Origin of the sequence: Paenibacillus sp. FSL R5-0490 (assembly GCF_001956215.1) — a bacterium.
GTDB lineage: Bacteria > Bacillota > Bacilli > Bacillales > Cytobacillaceae > Cytobacillus.
The window spans coordinates 1-365 of sequence record NZ_MRTQ01000060.1 but is presented as its reverse complement, the minus strand read 5'-3'; the positions used below and the strand labels follow the sequence as shown (position 1 = coordinate 365).

Below are 365 nucleotides of genomic sequence, written 5' to 3'. Positions count from 1 at the left end.
GAGCCATTAGCTCAGTCGGTAGAGCATCTGACTTTTAATCAGAGGGTCGAAGGTTCGAGTCCTTCATGGCTCACCATTTTAATTTCATATTGCGGGTGTGGCGGAATTGGCAGACGCACCAGACTTAGGATCTGGCGCCGCAAGGCGTGGGGGTTCGACTCCCTTCACCCGCACCAGATTGACTGTCTCGAAGAGACTCAATCTGCGATAAATGCCAAAGGCATTTAAAGCATGTGTTAGACTGCAAGCTTGTTTCAATAAAAAAAAGAATATTTTCTAAGCGGAAGTAGTTCAGTGGTAGAACATCACCTTGCCAAGGTGGGGGTCGCGGGTTCGAATCCCGTCTTCCGCTCCATTATTTTGCG

At 48.5% G+C, this 365-nt stretch carries 3 tRNA genes; all 3 read left to right on the top strand.

From position 1 onward, the window contains the following. The 3 genes from BK139_RS23435 to BK139_RS23425 all read left to right on the top strand — a co-directional run bounded on the left by BK139_RS23435 (nucleotide 1) and on the right by BK139_RS23425 (nucleotide 355). Nucleotides 1-76 (top strand) — tRNA-Lys (locus tag BK139_RS23435). A gap of 15 nt (nucleotides 77-91) precedes the next feature. Continuing rightward, a tRNA-Leu gene (locus BK139_RS23430) sits at nucleotides 92-176 on the top strand. A gap of 104 nt (nucleotides 177-280) precedes the next feature. Continuing rightward, nucleotides 281-355, top strand: a tRNA-Gly gene (locus BK139_RS23425). The last annotated feature ends 10 nt before the right edge of the window (nucleotides 356-365 follow it).